Genomic DNA, 15,186 nt, shown 5'->3' on the forward strand with positions numbered 1-15,186 from the left:
GTGACTGACGAACTGCGCCGCCAAGACCTCGACCGGCTCCGCGGCGCCCGCGTGCTCGTCGCCGGGGGCGGGATGTCCGGCCGCGCCACCCTCGGGCCCCTCGCGGACCTCGGCGCGGCGGTGACCGTGGCCGACCGCGACCCGCAGGCCCTCGCGCGCTGCCGCGAACTCGGTGCCGACACCGTCGATCTCGACGACCTCGTCGCGGACGCCTCGTCGCTGCATGCATACGCCCTGGTCGTGACCAGCCCCGGCTTCGCGCCGGACGCACCGCTGCTCTCGCACGCCGCGGGGGCGGCCGTGCCGATCTGGGGGGACATCGAACTGTCCTGGCGCATCGACCAGGCCGAGATCTACGGCCCGCCGCGGCGCTGGCTCGTCGTCACCGGCACCAACGGCAAGACCACGACGACGATGATGCTGCAGTCGATTCTCGAGGCTTCGGGGCTCGCGTCCGTGGCGTGCGGCAACATCGGCCTGCCCGTGCTCGACGCGCTGCGCCGCACAGAACCCCGCGCCGACGTCCTCGCCGTCGAACTGTCGTCGTTCCAGCTGCACTGGGCGCCGTCGGTGCGGCCCGAGGCCGGCGTGATCCTCAACATCGCCGAGGACCACCTGGACTGGCACGGCGGGATGGCGGGCTACATCGACGCCAAGGCGCGAGCGCTGGCCGGCACCGTCGGCGTGCTCGGCCTCGACGATCCGATCGCCGGGAGCCTGCGCGACCGGTCGCGGGCCGTCGTCACGGTCGGCTTCACCCTCGGCTACCCGCAGGCCGGTGAGCTCGGCATCAGTGGCGACGTTCTGGTCGACCGCGCGTTCGCCGACTCCGCAGTGCTCGCTGCGGTCGCCGACGTGACCCCGGCCGGGCCCGCCGGCCTGTCCGACGCGCTCGCCGCCGCGGCACTGGCCCGGGCGATCGACGTCCCCGCCTCCGCCGTGCACGACGGTCTGCGCCGGCACCGCGTCGGACCGCACCGCGCCGCCCCCGTCGGCACCGTCGACGGCGTCGCGTACATCGACGATTCGAAGGCCACCAATCCGCACGCGGCGCGCACGTCGCTGCTCGCCCACGACCGGGTGGTATGGGTCGCCGGCGGCCTGCTCAAGGGCGCCCACGTCGACGACCTGGTGGCGGAGGTCGCCCCCCGTCTCGCCGGGGTGGTGCTGCTCGGCCGGGACGCCGACCGCATCGCCGACGCGCTCGCGCGACACGCCCCCGACGTCCCCGTGGTCGTCCTCGACACGCGCGACGATGGACCGATGAGCACGAGCGAACCGGGGACGGTCCCGACTACGGCACGCCGGGTGGCGCTCGCGGGTGTGGACGGGCCCGAGGCCATGCGGACCGCGGTGCGCGAGGCGGCGTCGCTGGCGACGGCGGGGGACACCGTGCTGCTGGCGCCGGCCGCGGCGTCGCTGGACATGTTCGCCGACTACGCGCAGCGTGGTCGCGCGTTCGCCGCCGCGGTCGAGCAACTGCGCGGGGGCGGGACGCGGCGGTGAACGCGCCGCAGCCCGCCGACGGGGCGGCGCGGAACCGGGTCGGGCTGTGGCTGGCCCGGCCCCTGGCCTCGTTCCACCTGGTCGTCACGATCGCGGTGCTGCTCACCGTGCTGGGCCTGGTGATGGTCCTGTCGTCGTCGAGTGTCGAGGCCGTCGCCACGAACGGTTCGGCCTACGGCCTGTTCACCTCGCAGGCGATCTTCGCGGCTCTCGGCCTGGTCATCTTCTACCTCGCCCTGATCGTTCCGGTGCGGGTGCTGCGCCGGTTCTCGTTCCCGGCGTTCGCGGTCACCGTCGTGCTGCTGGTCCTGGTGCTCATCCCCGGCATCGGCACGGAGTCGCAGGGCACCCGCGGGTGGTTCGTCGTCGCCGGCGTGTCGCTGCAGCCCTCCGAGCTGGCCAAGATCGCCATCGCCGTGTGGGGTGCGCACCTGCTCGCGTCGCGCCGCGCGGAGCGCTCCAGCACCCGCGAGATGATGATTCCGTTGGTCCCGGCCACCCTCGTGGTCACCCTGCTGATCATCCTCCAGCCGGACCTGGGCACCACCGTCTCGCTCGCGATCATCGTCCTGGCGCTGCTCTGGTTCGCGGGTCTGCGGCTGCGGGTGTTCCTGACGATCGTCGGTACCGCCGCCGGGCTCGCGGTGCTCCTCGCCCTGACCGCCGGGTACCGGTCCGCACGTGTACGGGCCTTCTTCAACCCCGGCGCGGACCCCCAGGGCATCGGCTACCAGGCACGCCAGGCGAAGTTCTCCCTGGCCGACGGCGGATTCTGGGGCCGCGGGCTCGGACAGAGCCGCGCCAAGTGGAGCTACCTGCCCAACGCCCACAACGACTTCATCTTCGCCATCATCGGTGAAGAGCTCGGTTTCCTCGGCGGCCTGGCCGTGATCGGCCTGTTCGGTCTGTTCGCGTACGCCGGCCTGCGGATCTCGCTGCGCTCGGTCGATCCGTTCCTGCGGTTGCTCACCGCCACCGCCACCACCTGGATCATCGGACAGGCGTTCATCAACATCGGCTACGTCGTCGGACTGCTGCCCGTGACCGGACTGCAGCTTCCGCTGGTCTCGGCCGGCGGCACCTCCACTGCGACGACGCTGCTGATGTTCGGTCTGATCGCCAACGCGGCCCGGCACGAACCGGAGGCCGTCGCCGCCCTGCACGCCGGGCAGGACGGCCGCTTCGGACGGCTGCTGCGGCTGCCGAAACCGGAGCAGTACACCCCGGCGCGCGGCGAGGCCGTGCGACTCGACCGGCGTGCCGATCCCGCCCGGGCCGAGCCGCGCCGGGCCGGCGCCGAGCGGGGCAGCGGCACGGCGGTCCGCAAGCGGCCGGCCCCACCGGAACGCGCATCTCACGAACGCGCGCGCGGGCGCACGACACAGTCCGCGACGCCGCGGGACCAGGCCCCTCGCCGGGCGAGACGCCCGGCGCGCACGACCGACAGCAGAGACGGACGAACCGGAGAGCGAGGAAACCGTAGGTGAGCGGCGAGCAGTCTGCCCTGTCCGTGGTGGTGGCCGGGGGCGGTACCGCCGGGCACATCGAGCCGGCCCTCGCGGTCGCCGACGCGATCCGCGAGTTGGTGCCGACCGCGACGATCACCGCGCTGGGCACCGAACGGGGACTGGAGACCACCCTCGTGCCGCAGCGCGGCTATCCCCTCGAACTGGTCCCCCCGGTGCCGCTGCCCCGCAAGCTCACCGCCGACCTGGCCCGACTGCCGGCGCGGGTCCTCGCCTCGGTTCGCCGGACCCGCGAGGTGCTCGACCACGTGCACGCCGACGTCGTCGTCGGATTCGGCGGCTACGTGGCGCTGCCCGCGTACCTGGCCGCCGGTGCCGGGCCGCTGCGCCGTCGGCGCCGCATCCCCGTCGTCGTCCACGAAGCCAACGCCCGCGCCGGTATCGCCAACAAGATCGGGGCTGTGCGCGCGGCCCGCGTCCTGGCCGCGGTCCCGGGGTCGGGCATCGTGCGCCGCGGCGAGGCCGAGATCGTCGGCATCCCCGTCCGGTCGTCCATCACGGGGCTGGACCGCGCCGCGCTGCGCGCCCGGGCCCGGGCCCACTTCGGGCTGCCCCCGGACGGGCCGGTGCTCCTGGTGTTCGGCGGTTCGCAGGGCGCCCGCTCGCTCAACGAGGCCGTCTCGGGTGCCGCCGGGCAGCTCGCCGCCGCGGGCATCGCCGTGCTGCACGCCCACGGCCCCAAGAACACCGTCGACGTGCCGGCACGTCCCGAGCACGACCGTTGTCCCTACGTCGCGGTGCCCTACCTGACACGGATGGACCTGGCGTACTCCGCTGCCGACGCGGTGATCTGCCGCTCCGGTGCGATGACCGTCGCCGAGGTGTCCGCGGTGGGGTTGCCGGCGGTGTACGTGCCGTTGCCGCACGGCAACGGAGAGCAGGAACTCAACGCCCGGCCGGTGGTGGCGGCCGGAGGTGGGATGATCGTGGCGGACGAGGAACTGACCCCGGCGTTCGTGGCCGACACGGTGATCCCGCTGTTGCGTGACGCCACCCGCCTGGCCGAGATGGGACGGCGGGCGGCAGGAGCGGGCCACCGCAGCGCCGCCGCCGAGGTGGCGCGGATCGTGCTGGACGTCGCAGGCGTGGAAGCGAACAGGAGTGATCGATGAGCGAGCAGCTGCCCCCGGAGCTCGAGCGGGTGCACATGGTAGGCATCGGCGGGGCCGGGATGTCCGGCATCGCCCGGATCCTGCTCGCTCGCGGCGGGAAGGTCTCCGGATCGGACGCGAAGGAGAGCCGCGGCGTGCTGGCATTGCGTGCGCGCGGCGCCTCGGTGCGCATCGGACACGACGCAAGCGCGCTGGACCTGCTCGAGGGCGGCCCCACCGCCGTGGTGACGACGCACGCCGCGATCCCCCAGGACAATCCCGAGCTGGTCGCCGCCCGCGAACGCGGTGTTCCCGTCCTGATGCGCCCGGCGGTGCTGGCCGCACTGATGCGCGGGCACCGCACCTTCCTGGTCGCCGGCACGCACGGCAAGACGTCGACGACCTCGATGCTGGTGGTGACTCTGCAGCACTGCGGCTTCGACCCGTCCTTCGCCGTGGGCGGCGAACTCAACGAGTCGGGCACCAACGCGCACCACGGCAGCGGGGACGTGTTCGTCGCCGAGGCCGACGAGAGCGACGGTTCGCTCCTCCAGTACGACCCCGACGTGGTGATCGTGACCAACATCGAGGCCGACCACCTCGACTTCTTCGGCACCGAAGAGGCGTACGTGCAGGTGTTCGACGACTTCGTCGACCGTATCGCCCCCGGTGGGCTGCTCGTGACCTGCCTCGACGACCCCGGCTCGGCCGCCCTGGCGCGACGCGCGACGGCCCGTCGCCCGGACGACCTGCGCGTCACCGGATACGGCACGGCGGCGGCGACCGGTGACGGCGCCGAGGTCGACGGGGTGCGGGTGGGGGTGCGTCTGCTCAACTGGGAGGCCAAGGACGTCGGGGGAGTGGCCGAGTTCCACCTGGCCGACGAGGCGGCACCGCGCACGGTGCGGCTGTCCGTTCCCGGCCGGCACATGGCGCTCAACGCGCTCGCCGCACTGCTCGCCTCCCTCGAGGCGGGCGCCCCGGTCGAGGAGGCGGTCGAGGGTCTGGCCGGTTTCGGCGGGGTGCATCGGCGATTCCAGTACAGCGGCCGCGAACACGGCGTGCGGGTGTTCGACGACTACGCCCACCATCCCACCGAGGTCCGCGCGGTTCTCGCCGCGGCCGCGGAGCTGGTCGCCGGCGAGCCGGTCCGCTACACCGAGACGGGCACCGAGCGGCCGCGCGTGATCGTCGTCTTCCAGCCACACCTGTACTCGCGCACCGAGACCTTCGCGACCGAGTTCGGCGCGGCCCTCGACCTCGCCGACGAGGTCGTGGTCCTGGACGTCTACGGGGCGCGCGAGAAGCCGCGACCGGGCGTGAGCGGTGCCCTCGTCGCGCAGTCGGTGTCCAGGCCCGTGCACTACCAGCCGGATCTGTCCCTCGTGCCGCGCCAGGTCGCGCGACTGAGCCGTCCCGGCGACGTCGTGATCACCATGGGTGCCGGGGACGTGACCATGCTCGGGCGCCAGATTCTCGATGCCCTGCGCAGCAAGCCCGGCCGGCTGCGGCCGGGAGCTGCCGCCGGACCGGGACCGGTCGGTCCGTGACGCCCGCCGCCACCACCCGCATCCGCCCTCGCGGGGCGGCGCGGCCCGCGCGACGGCCGTCGGGCCGGTCCGTGCGGGTGCGGACGGTGCTGATCGGTGCGGCGGTGGTGGCGGCGGTACTCGGCCTGATCGGCATCGCGTGGCTGTCGCCGCTGCTGTCCGTGCGGACCGTCGAGGTCGTGGGGGCGACGGCGATCCCGCAGGAGGACGTGCTGGCCCGTCTCGAACTCGCGGAGGGCACACCGCTGCTGCAGGTCGACACGGCGGCGGCGGCGCAACGGGTCGCGGCGCTGCCGCGGGCCGCGTCCGTACGGGTCCAGCGCGTCTACCCCTCCACCGTGCGGGTCACGGTGACCGAGCGGGAGGCAGTGGTGTTCGTCGACGCGCCCGACGGCACGCACTCGCTCGACGCCGACGGGGTGGACTTCGCGGTCGAGCCGCCGCCCATGCTGACCCCACGCCTGGTCACCCCCGCCCCCGGTCCCGGCGACCCGGCGACGGCCGCGGCGATCGAGGTGCTCGCGGCGCTGCCGCCCGAGCTGCGTGTGCAGGTGGGGGAGGTGAACGCTCCGTCGGCATCCGAGGTCTCGCTCACCCTGCACGACGGCCGGGTCGTGGTGTGGGGCACGGTGGACCGCTCGGATCGCAAGGCCCGGGTGGTGCTGCCGCTGCTCACCCAGCCGGGGCAGACCTACGACGTGGCGGCGCCCGACCTGCCGACGGTGCGATGACGACGCGGACGGCGATCGCGGCCCCAGGACGAAAATCATGCGCGCCGTCGGCGCGCCTGCTGGCGGATCGCCGCCACAGTGCCATAGCGTTTCGCACCAGTCGAGATACTTGACATAACCATCGACCTGTGGTTGAGGGTTTGTCCGTACCTCACCGATGATGATCGAAGCGTGACCGATTTCTCAGGAAGGCGAGAGCCCATGACGCCCCCGCACAACTACCTCGCCGTAATCAAGGTCGTCGGTATCGGCGGTGGCGGCGTGAACGCGGTCAACCGCATGATCGAACAGGGACTCAAGGGAGTCGAGTTCATCGCGGTGAACACCGACGCGCAGGCCCTGCTCATGTCCGACGCCGATGTCAAGCTCGACGTCGGCCGCGAACTCACCCGGGGGCTCGGCGCCGGTGCGGACCCCGAGGTCGGCCGCAAGGCCGCCGAGGACCACAAGGACGAGATCGAAGAGGTGCTCAAGGGCGCCGACATGGTCTTCGTCACCGCCGGTGAGGGCGGCGGGACCGGCACCGGCGGCGCGCCCGTGGTCGCGAGCATCGCCCGCAAGCTCGGAGCGCTGACCGTCGGCGTCGTCACGCGGCCGTTCTCGTTCGAGGGCAAGCGCCGCGGCAGCCAGGCCGACACGGGCATCCAGACCCTGCGCGAGTCGTGCGACACCCTCATCGTCATCCCCAACGACCGGCTCCTGCAGCTCGGCGACGCCGCCGTCAGCCTCATGGACGCGTTCCGCTCCGCCGACGAGGTGCTGCTCAACGGTGTCCAGGGCATCACCGACCTCATCACCACCCCGGGCCTGATCAACGTCGACTTCGCGGACGTCAAGGGCGTGATGTCCGGCGCCGGCAGCGCCCTGATGGGCATCGGTTCCTCCCGGGGCGAGGGCAGGGCCATCAAGGCCGCCGAGGCGGCGATCAACTCGCCCCTGCTCGAGGCGTCGATGGAGGGTGCACGCGGCGTGCTGCTGTCCATCGCCGGCGGCTCCGACCTCGGCCTGTTCGAGATCAACGAGGCCGCCTCGCTGGTGCAGGAGGCCGCCCACATCGACGCGAACATCATCTTCGGCACGGTCATCGACGACTCCCTGGGCGACGAGGTGCGCGTCACCGTCATCGCGGCCGGGTTCGACGGCGGCACCCCGGCGCGACGTCCCGTCGAGTCGGCCCCGCCGACCCCCGCAACGCGCGGCGGCACCGTCGGCGCGGGGCGTGCCGGCGACGTCGGTCGCTCGGAGCGGGAACGGGCCGAGGAGATGCCGGCGCGCGAGCAGCAACCCGTCGCGGGCAGCTCCCTCCCGCCGATCGGGTCGGCCCAGCCGGCGCGGCCGGTCGAGACGGACGAGGACGGCGACGACGACGTCGACGTGCCGATCTTCATGCGCCGTTGACGGTGACACAGCCGGTGCTGCGGGCGCGGCGGGTCGTCACCACCCGTGCCGGCGGCGTCTCCGCCCCGCCCTACGACTCTTTCAATCTCGGTGACCACGTGGGTGACGACCCGGCCGCGGTCGAGGCGAACCGGCGCCGGCTCGCCTCGGTGATCGGACTGCCCTACGAGCGGCTCGTGTGGATGGAGCAGATCCACAGTCGCAACGTCACCGTCGTGGACGGCCCGGTCCGCGGCCCGGTGCCCGCGACCGACGCGCTGGTCACGCGCGAGCCCGGTCTCGCGCTCGTCACGTTGAGTGCGGACTGCGTGCCGGTGCTGCTGTCCGACGAGGAGGCGGGCGTGATCGCCGCCGTGCACGCGGGCCGGATCGGTGCCCGCGTGGGGATCGTGCCCCGGGTCCTGGACACGATGACCGAACTCGGTGCGCGACCGGAGCGCATCGGCGCGTTCCTCGGACCTGCTGCGAGCGGCCGCCGGTACGAGGTGCCCGCTTCGATGCAGGCCGACGTGGAGGCGCATCTGCCCGGTAGCGCCACCCGCACCGTCGCGGGCACGCCCGCGCTGGACCTGCGGGCCGGGTTGCGACGGCAACTGCTCGAACACGGCGTCACGGCCGTCGCGGAGGATCCCCGATGCACCATCGAGGATCCGACGTTGTTCAGCCATCGCCGGCAGGCGCCGACCGGACGGGTGGCGGCGGTGATCTGGCTCGAGGCCGGACCGGACCCCGCCGCCGGAGGTGGCCGATGAGCCCCGCCGCCGGAGGTGGCCGATGAACCCCGCCGCCGGAGGTGGCAGGTGACCGCAGCGGACGCCGACGCGCGGCGTGCCGAGATCGCCGACGGACTGCGCCGGGCACACGAGCGGCTCGACGCCGCGGCCCGGGCGGCGGGCCGCGACCCGGCGGAGATCGCGCTGCTGCCGGTGACGAAGTTCTTCCCGGTCTCCGACGTGGAGATCCTCTACGGACTCGGGTGCCGCGCCTTCGGTGAATCCCGCGAACAGGAGGCAACCGCGAAGGTTGCCGAATTCCGTTCGCGGACAACCGATCCTGCCGTCGCTTGGCATATGATCGGCCGGGTGCAACGCAACAAGGCGCGTGCCGTGGCCCGCTGGGCCCACACCGTGCACTCGGTCGACAGCGCCCGGCTGGCGCACGCACTGGACTCCGGTGCGCGGGCCGCGCGGGATTCCGGTGACCGCGACACGCCGCTGTCCGTCCTGCTGCAGGTCAGTCTCGACGACGACCCGCAGCGAGGCGGGGTGAGCTCCGCCGACCTGCGCGCGCTCGCGGACGAGATCGCCGGGACCGCCGGGCTCGCGTTGCGCGGGCTCATGGCGGTGCCGCCGCTGGGCTGGGACCCGGACGCCGCCTTCGAACGGCTCGCCGGGCTCCATGCCGCGCTGCGTTCCGATCATCCCGAGGCCACCGAACTGTCGGCCGGGATGTCCGGCGACCTCGAGGCGGCGGTGCGATGGGGTTCGACGTGCGTGCGTGTCGGAACCGCGGTGTTGGGCGCGCGGCCGTTAGCCTGAGTGGCGACCGCCGCGCGAGGAAGGTTGATCCATGAGCTCACTCCACAAGTTCAAGGCGTACTTCGGGATGGTGCCGCTCGAGGAGTACGAGGACGACTACCTCGACGACCCCGCGAGCGCCCGCCGCGAGCGCGACCGGGACTACGACGAGCCGCCGTACGCGGGCGGTGGTTACGGACCGTCGCACCGGGACGAGTACAAGGCGTCGCGGCGGGAGGATGCCGGCCGCGACTTCGAACCGGACGGTTTCGATCGTTACGAGCCGCCCGTGCGGGCGGCGCGCGTGGAGCCGATCACGGCCCGCGCACCGCGCCCGACCCCGCCGCCGGCCCGCGCCGCCGCGCGGTCGTCGCTCGGTTCCGAGGGCCGCCTGGAACGGTCCGAGGCCCGTCGCGGCGCGCTGTTCGACGAGGGAGGCCCGTTGTCGAAGATCACCACGCTGCGTCCCCGGGACTACGGCGAGGCCCGCACGATCGGTGAGCGGTTCCGCGACGGCACCCCGGTGATCATGGACCTGGTCGAGATGAGCAACGCCGACGCCAAGCGGCTCGTCGACTTCGCGGCCGGGTTGGCCTTCGCGCTGCGCGGTTCGTTCGACAAGGTCGCCACGAAGGTGTTCCTGCTGTCCCCGGCGGACATCGACGTCTCCGCCGAGGAACGCCGCCGGATCGCGGAGACGGGGTTCTACAACCAGCAGTGACCTGATCCGCCGCGGCGGTTCCCGGCACGGTCGACGCCCGGTGCCCGGTGTGCAACACCGGATGCCGGGCGTTTCGGTTTGGCTCGATGCGCCGTCGTCGGGCAGAGTGGGCGGGTGGCCGTATTCGAGGTGCTCTGGTTCCTGCTGTTCATTTTCTGGCTGCTGCTGATCGGCCGGATCATCGTCGAGTTCATCCGGACGTTCGCGCGGGACTGGAAGCCGACGGGATTCGTCGTCGTCGTTCTCGAGGCAATCTTCACGGTCACCGATCCGCCGGTGAAACTGTTGCGCCGGCTCATTCCTCCGCTGAATCTCGGCGGGGTGCGACTGGATCTGTCCATCATGGTGCTGCTCTTCATCGTCTACTTCCTCATGGCATTCATTCCCCGAGGTGGGACGCTCTGACGGCCGACACCTGCTCGGACGATCCGCGTGAAAGCCGCCCTGTGCCAGAATGGGGTGCCAGTTACAGTGAGTTTGATACGCGTGACGCACTGTGGATATAACTGAATGCTTGCTTGACCGCTCACACGACGCGTGAAGGGATCCTTCCATGCCGCTGACCCCAGCTGATGTGCACAATGTCGCGTTCAGCAAGCCGCCGATCGGAAAGCGTGGTTACAACGAGGACGAGGTCGACGCATTCCTGGATCTCGTCGAGCAGGAACTGACCCACCTGATCGAGGAGAACGCCGACCTGCGGCAGCGGGTGGCCGAGCTCGACCAGGAGCTGGCCGAGGCCAAGAAGGGTGCCCGTTCCGGTGGGGCTCCGGCCCCGGCCGCCAAACCGGAACCCGCGCGCGTCGTCGAGGCGCCGAAGCCGCCGGAGCCCGCGCCCGCTCCGGCGCCGGCGCCGGCGCCCGCACCGGTCGCGGCCGCACCGGCCTCCGCGGACGCGAGCATGCAGGCGGCCAAGGTGCTCGGTCTGGCCCAGGAGATGGCGGACCGCCTCACCGGCGACGCCAAGACCGAGGCCGAGGAACTGCTGCGCAACGCCCGCACCAACTCCGAGCAGCTCATCTCCGATGCGCGCACTCGCAGCGAGGCGATGATCGCGGACGCGCGGCAGAAGTCCGAGGCGATGCTGGCCGACGCCCGGACCCGTTCGGAGACGCAGCTGCGCCAGGCCAAGGAGAAGGCCGACGCGCTGCAGGCGGACGCGGAGAAGAAGCACACCGAGATCATGGCGACCATCAACCAGCAGCGTTCGGTGCTCGAGGGTCGCATCGAGCAGCTCAAGACGTTCGAACGTGAGTACCGGGTGCGCCTGAAGTCCTACCTCGAATCCCAGCTCGAGGAACTCGAGCAGCGCGGCTCCGCCGTGCCGGTCGACGGCGGCCAGGAGGCGTTCAACCAGTCGAACTCCTCGTTCGGGTCTACGTCCTTCGCCAAGGGCAACAGCTGATCGAGGCGGGGGTCCGATGCCGGGTTCGGAGGAGGGTGCGCCGTGCTGGTGGTGACGCTCTCCCTCGCAGCCGTCGGCTTCGGCATGCTCGTCGTGGCGCTCATGACGGGCTCCGTGCTGTGGGCCTGGGGTTGCATCGTCGTGTGTGTGGTGGGCGCGGTCCTGCTGCTGATCAGCGCGCTGGGCGGCAAGCGGACCGCGCCCCCGACGGCGACGGCAGCCGAACCGGACCGGCGTCGCGGGGGACGCGATGCCGGCGAGTGAGCGCGGCGGCATAGAATAGTTCGAGGACAGACTCTGTAGTCCTGCCCCGGCGGCCGCCGGGGACGGCGACGATCCGGCCATCACCGGGGAGCCTTCGGAAGAAAGGCCGTGCCGACCGGCACTGCTCAGTAGAACCGAACGGGTGGGCCCGTCACAGCCCGAACGAGAGGCCCGTCTCGCCGGCAGAGCCCGGAGAGACGGTGCAAGCGGGGTGGTACCGCGGTTGCCGGCGCACAGTGCGCGGTGATCGTCCCCGTGCCGGACACGTCTAGGCACGAGGAGTCACGCTGTGACGAAGAGCACCCCCGACACCCCGCAGGCCCCGGTCGCGTCGACCGGCAAGTACCCGCTCGTCGACTACGGGGTGGCCAAGGATTCGGGCGTCGATTTCCCCGAGCTCGAGGTCGAGGTCCTCGACGGGTGGACCAAGGACGACACCTTCCGCGCCTCGGTGTCGAACCGCGACGGCGCCGAGGAATTCGTCTTCTACGACGGCCCGCCCTTCGCGAATGGTCTGCCGCACTACGGCCACCTGCTCACCGGTTACGTCAAGGACCTGATCCCGCGCTTCCAGACGATGCGCGGGAAGAAGGTCGAGCGGCGCTTCGGCTGGGACTGTCACGGCCTGCCCGCCGAGCTCGAGGCGGAGAAGCAGCTCGGCATCACGGACAAGTCCCAGATCGACACGATGGGACTCGCCGAGTTCAACGCCTACTGCAAGACGTCGGTGCTGCGGTACACCGGGGAGTGGCGCGACTACGTCACCCGGCAGGCCCGCTGGGTGGACTTCGACAACGACTACAAGACCCTGGACCTGGACTTCATGGAGTCGGTCATGTGGGCCTTCAAGCGGCTCTACGACAAGGGCCTGATCTACCAGGGCTTCCGGGTGCTGCCCTACTCGTGGTACGAGCAGACCCCGCTGTCGAACCAGGAGACCCGGCTCGACGACGCGTACAAGATGCGCCAGGACCCGGCGGTGACCGTGGACATGGTGCTGCGCGCCCCCGGCTCCGAGCTCGACGGCGCGTGCGCGCTGATCTGGACCACCACGCCGTGGACCCTGCCGTCCAACCTCGCGATCGCGGTGCATCCCGACATCGAGTACGTCGGCGTGCGCGGCGCCGACGGCAAGACCTACGTGCTCGCGCAGGAGCGGGTCGGTCACTACGCGCGCGAACTCGGTGACGAACCCGAGGTGCTCGGCCGCTATTCCGGCGCCGACCTCGTGGGTCTGGCCTACGAGCCGCCGTTCGACTTCTTCGTGGGCCGCGAGAACGCCCACCGGATCATCGCCGCCGACTATGTCACCACCGACTCCGGCACCGGAATCGTGCACTTGGCACCGGCTTTCGGTGAAGAAGACATGGAGTACTGCCAGCGCAACGGCATCGAACTGGTGCAGCCGCTCGATCCGGGCGGGAAGTTCACCGCGATGGTCCCGCCCTACGAGGGGCTGCAGGTCTTCGACGCCAACCCGGTGATCATCAAGGACCTCAAGGCCGCCGGGAAGCTGTTGCGGCACGAGACGATCGAGCACTCCTACCCGCACTCGTGGCGGTCCGGGCAACCGCTGATCTACATGGCGGTGCCGTCGTGGTTCGTCGCCGTCACCCAGTTCCGGGACCGCATGGTGGAGTTGAACAAGCAGATCACCTGGGTGCCCGAGCACATCCGCGACGGACAGTTCGGCAAGTGGCTCGAAGGTGCCCGCGACTGGAACATCAGCCGGAACCGCTACTGGGGCAGCCCGATTCCGGTGTGGGTCTCGGACGACCCGGCCTACCCGCGGATCGACGTCTACGGCTCCCTCGACGAACTCGAACGCGACTTCGGGGTGCGCCCGGCCGACCTGCACCGGCCGATGATCGACGAGCTGACCCGGCCCAACCCGGACGACCCGACCGGGACGTCGACGATGCGCCGCGTGCCCGAGGTGCTCGACTGCTGGTTCGAGTCGGGCTCGATGCCGTTCGCGCAGGTGCACTACCCGTTCGAGAATCAGGGGTGGTTCGACTCCCACTATCCGGGCGATTTCATCGTCGAGTACAACGGGCAGACCCGCGGCTGGTTCTACACCCTGCACGTGCTGGCCACCGCGCTGTTCGACCGGCCCGCCTTCAAGACCGTCGCGGCGCACGGCATCGTGCTCGGCGACGACGGGCTGAAGATGAGCAAGTCCAAGGGCAACTACCCCGATGTCAACGAGGTGTTCGCCCGCGACGGCTCCGATGCCATGCGCTGGTTCCTGATGTCCTCGCCCATCCTGCGCGGCGGCAACCTCGTCGTCACCGAGCAGGGCATCCGCGAGGGTGTCCGGCAGGCGCTGCTGCCGCTGTGGAACGCGTGGAGCTTCCTGCAGCTGTACGCGTCCGAGCCCGGCACCTGGCGCACCGACTCGCCGCACGTGCTCGACCGGTACATCCTGGCCAAGCTCGCTGCCACCCGCGACGCGATCACCGACGCCCTCGAGGTGGTCGACATCGCCGGGGCCTGCGACGAGCTGCGCACGTTCTGCGACGCCCTCACCAACTGGTACGTGCGCCGCTCCCGCAGCCGGTTCTGGGACGAGGACGCCGACGCGATCGACACCCTGCACACCGTGCTCGAGGTCGTCAGCCGCCTGGCGGCCCCGCTGCTGCCGCTGGTCACCGAGGTGATCTGGCGGGGCCTGACCGGCGGTCGCTCCGTGCATCTGGCGGACTGGCCGGCGGCCGGGGAGCTGCCGGCCGACCCGGCCCTGGTCGAGTCGATGGACGAGGTCCGCGCGGTGTGCTCGACGGTGCTCTCGCTGCGCAAGGCCCAGAAGCTGCGCGTGCGGCTGGCGCTCCCGCAGGTCACCGTGGCCGCCCCCGACGCCCACCGGCTGCAGCCGTTCGCCGATCTCGTCCAGGACGAGGTGAACGTGAAGTCGGTCGAGCTGACCGACGACGTCGATGCGCACGGGCGCTTCGAACTGGTCGTCAACGCCCGCGCCGCGGGGCCGCGCCTCGGCAAGGACGTGCAGACGGTCATCAAGGCGGTCAAGGCCGGGGACTGGTCGGAGGCGGACGACGGCACCGTCACCGCCGCCGGCATCGCCCTGCTGCCGGAGGAGTACACCACGCGCTTGGTGGCGGCGGAGCCGGAGTCCACGGCGGCGCTGCCCGGCGGCGCCGGCCTGGTGGTGCTGGACTCCACGGTCACCGAGGAGCTCGAGGCCGAGGGCTGGGCGAAGGACCGGATCCGCGAGCTGCAGGACGCGCGCCGCAACCTGGGCTTGGAGGTCTCGGACCGCATCGGCGTGGTGTTCGAGGTGCCGGCCGACCGCGCCGACTGGGCGATGCGGCACCGCGCGCTCATCGCCTCGGAGGTGCTGGCCACCAGCTTCGAACTGGCACCCGCCGGCGACGGGGCGCTCGAGCTCGGCGAAGGGGTGCGTGCGGCGATCGTCAAGGCATGAGCGTCCCGGTGACGCCGGCGCGTGGCGCGGCCACG

Annotated in this window: 13 protein-coding genes; all 13 read left to right on the top strand. The window is 71.7% G+C overall.

The window, feature by feature from the left end:
• The 13 genes from murD (at position 1) to ileS (ending at position 15,151) form a co-directional block, all read left to right on the top strand.
• On the top strand, positions 1-1,506 hold the full coding sequence (gene murD, locus OEY_RS0113495) for a UDP-N-acetylmuramoyl-L-alanine--D-glutamate ligase (RefSeq protein WP_010594387.1): 1,506 nt from the start codon (positions 1-3) through the stop codon (positions 1,504-1,506).
• Complete coding sequence (ftsW, locus tag OEY_RS0113500) at positions 1,503-2,993, top strand: putative lipid II flippase FtsW (protein WP_010594388.1); 1,491 nt, start codon at positions 1,503-1,505, stop codon at positions 2,991-2,993. Before murD ends, ftsW begins: the two co-directional genes overlap by 4 nt.
• Entirely contained in the window at positions 2,990-4,144 is a 1,155-nt protein-coding gene (gene murG / locus OEY_RS0113505) for an undecaprenyldiphospho-muramoylpentapeptide beta-N-acetylglucosaminyltransferase (RefSeq protein WP_010594389.1), read from the top strand. The genes ftsW and murG overlap by 4 nt, the downstream gene beginning before the upstream one ends.
• Entirely contained in the window at positions 4,141-5,673 is a 1,533-nt protein-coding gene (gene murC, locus OEY_RS0113510) for a UDP-N-acetylmuramate--L-alanine ligase (protein ID WP_010594390.1), read from the top strand. Before murG ends, murC begins: the two co-directional genes overlap by 4 nt.
• Positions 5,670-6,404 (top strand): cell division protein FtsQ/DivIB, encoded by a 735-nt coding sequence (locus tag OEY_RS0113515; protein ID WP_017681762.1) that lies wholly within the window; start codon positions 5,670-5,672, stop codon positions 6,402-6,404. The genes murC and OEY_RS0113515 overlap by 4 nt, the downstream gene beginning before the upstream one ends.
• Positions 6,405-6,605: 201 nt before the next feature.
• The gene (gene ftsZ, locus OEY_RS0113520; protein ID WP_010594392.1) at positions 6,606-7,802 is read left to right on the top strand and encodes a cell division protein FtsZ; all 1,197 of its coding nucleotides are present in this window, start codon (positions 6,606-6,608) and stop codon (positions 7,800-7,802) included.
• A complete protein-coding gene (gene pgeF / locus OEY_RS0113525) occupies positions 7,799-8,554 on the top strand; it encodes a peptidoglycan editing factor PgeF (protein ID WP_237713750.1) in 756 nt (251 codons plus the stop codon). Before ftsZ ends, pgeF begins: the two co-directional genes overlap by 4 nt.
• A 48-nt stretch (positions 8,555-8,602) precedes the next feature.
• Positions 8,603-9,340, top strand: coding sequence for a YggS family pyridoxal phosphate-dependent enzyme (locus tag OEY_RS0113530; RefSeq protein WP_010594394.1), 738 nt, complete (start codon positions 8,603-8,605; stop codon positions 9,338-9,340).
• A 31-nt stretch (positions 9,341-9,371) separates the two neighbouring features.
• Entirely contained in the window at positions 9,372-10,040 is a 669-nt protein-coding gene (locus OEY_RS0113535) for a cell division protein SepF (RefSeq protein WP_003938220.1), read from the top strand.
• A gap of 114 nt (positions 10,041-10,154) precedes the next feature.
• Positions 10,155-10,445: a YggT family protein gene (locus tag OEY_RS0113540; protein ID WP_003938221.1), complete on the top strand. Its 291-nt coding sequence runs from the start codon at positions 10,155-10,157 to the stop codon at positions 10,443-10,445.
• A gap of 148 nt (positions 10,446-10,593) precedes the next feature.
• Positions 10,594-11,445: a DivIVA-like cell division protein Wag31 gene (wag31, locus tag OEY_RS0113545; protein WP_010594395.1), complete on the top strand. Its 852-nt coding sequence runs from the start codon at positions 10,594-10,596 to the stop codon at positions 11,443-11,445.
• A gap of 42 nt (positions 11,446-11,487) precedes the next feature.
• On the top strand, positions 11,488-11,709 hold the full coding sequence (locus OEY_RS0113550) for a hypothetical protein (RefSeq protein WP_010594396.1): 222 nt from the start codon (positions 11,488-11,490) through the stop codon (positions 11,707-11,709).
• A gap of 289 nt (positions 11,710-11,998) precedes the next feature.
• Positions 11,999-15,151: an isoleucine--tRNA ligase gene (gene ileS, locus OEY_RS0113555; RefSeq protein WP_010594397.1), complete on the top strand. Its 3,153-nt coding sequence runs from the start codon at positions 11,999-12,001 to the stop codon at positions 15,149-15,151.
• Positions 15,152-15,186: the final 35 nt, after the last annotated feature.

Origin of the sequence: Rhodococcus sp. P14 (assembly GCF_000256505.1) — a bacterium.
Classification (GTDB): Bacteria; Actinomycetota; Actinomycetes; order Mycobacteriales; family Mycobacteriaceae; genus Rhodococcus; species Rhodococcus ruber.

Bases quoted from the DNA above. Each gene is read 5' to 3' on its own strand.
- ftsZ (WP_010594392.1), top strand. From the start codon at position 6,606: ATGACGCCCCCGCACAACTACCTCGCCGTAATCAAGGTCGTCGGTATC.
- OEY_RS0113535 (WP_003938220.1), top strand. From the start codon at position 9,372: ATGAGCTCACTCCACAAGTTCAAGGCGTACTTCGGGATGGTGCCGCTC.
- wag31 (WP_010594395.1), top strand. From the start codon at position 10,594: ATGCCGCTGACCCCAGCTGATGTGCACAATGTCGCGTTCAGCAAGCCG.
- murC (WP_010594390.1), top strand. From the start codon at position 4,141: ATGAGCGAGCAGCTGCCCCCGGAGCTCGAGCGGGTGCACATGGTAGGC.